The organism is Mycobacterium angelicum, from assembly GCF_002086155.1.
Lineage (GTDB): Bacteria > Actinomycetota > Actinomycetes > Mycobacteriales > Mycobacteriaceae > Mycobacterium > Mycobacterium angelicum.
This window is the reverse complement of the sequence record NZ_MVHE01000204.1, coordinates 1-1,205: the sequence shown is the minus strand read 5'-3', so window position 1 is coordinate 1,205 and position 1,205 is coordinate 1. Positions and strand designations below refer to the sequence as shown.

Genomic DNA, 1,205 nt, shown 5'->3' with positions numbered 1-1,205 from the left:
GTACAGCAGGCCGCCCGTGCCGCCGGCCCCGCCGTTGCCACCGACCGCGTCGTCGGCCTGTCCGCCGTCGCCGCCGGCTCCGCCGGCACCGAACAGTCCGGCGGCCCCGCCGACCCCGCCGACCCCGCCGAACTGGTGTGCGCTGACCCCGCCGACACCACCTTTGCCGCCGGAGCCGAATAAGCCGGCGGCCCCACCGGCGCCGCCGGTACCGCCGTTTCCGTCCAAAGAGCCGCCGCCGGTGCCACCGTTTCCTCCGTTGCCGAATAGCCCGCCTGCGCCGCCGGCCCCACCGGCCCCGCCGGGTCCACCCGGCAGCCCGAATCCGCCGGCGCCGCCGGCCCCGCCGGTACCCAATAGCCCTGCGGCCCCGCCGTTTCCGCCGCTCTTGCCGGGCGCGCCGGAACCCCCCGCGCCGCCGTTGCCGATCAAGATGCCGCCCGCTCCGCCGTCGGCGCCGGTGCCCGGCGCGCCGTTTACACCGTTGCCGATCAGCGGCCGGCCGAACAGGGTTTGCGTGGGGGCATTGACGAGGCTGAGCACGCTGGCGGCCTCGGTGCCGGCGTAGGCGTTCGCGCCCACGGCAAGGGTTTGCGCGAACCGGTCGTGAAACACGGTCGCCTGGGCGCTCAATGCTTGATAGGCCTCGGCGTGAGCCCCGAATATCGCGGCGATGGCGGCCGATACCTCGTCCCCGGCTGCGGCGAGCAAGCCGGTGGTCGGAATCGCCGCGGCGGCATTGGCCGCGTTGAGCATGGTGTTGATACGTGCCAAATCGGCGGCCGCCGCTGCCAGCAACTCCGGCGCCACGATCACAAGCGACACGCTAGCGCGGCGGTGGCCGCCTAATTGACGGTTTTGGCAATATCACGGCGACCCGTTGATGCCCGGCTGACCGAACAACAAACCGCCGGCGCCGCCGCCACCGACGTCGCCGGTACCCGTCGTGCCGTCCCCACGATTGCCGCCGTTGCCGCCGTTGCCGACGAGTCCGGCATTGCCGCCATGGCCGCCGTCGCTGCTCAAGCTGCCCAGGAATACCGCGTCGCCGCCGGCACCGCCTTCGCCGCCATTGCCGATCATCCCGGCGTTACCGCCGGCCCCGCCCACTCCGCCGGCGCCGGTGAAGGCGAAGCCGCCCGAGCCGCCGCGGCCGCCGGTTCCGCCGTCGCCGAACAGCGCGCCGGCGGAGTGGGCGGGGCCGG

The 1,205-nt window shown here is 74.4% G+C and carries 1 protein-coding gene and 1 pseudogene; both read right to left on the bottom strand.

All coding sequences use genetic code 11. The annotated features are described in order from the left end of the window. On the bottom strand, positions 1-825 hold an 825-nt coding region (locus tag BST12_RS29005), incomplete at its 3' end, for a PE family protein (RefSeq protein WP_139802061.1). 42 nt (positions 826-867) lie between these two features. Continuing rightward, a pseudogene (locus BST12_RS29000) lies at positions 868-1,205 on the bottom strand (hypothetical protein); the annotation flags it as partial.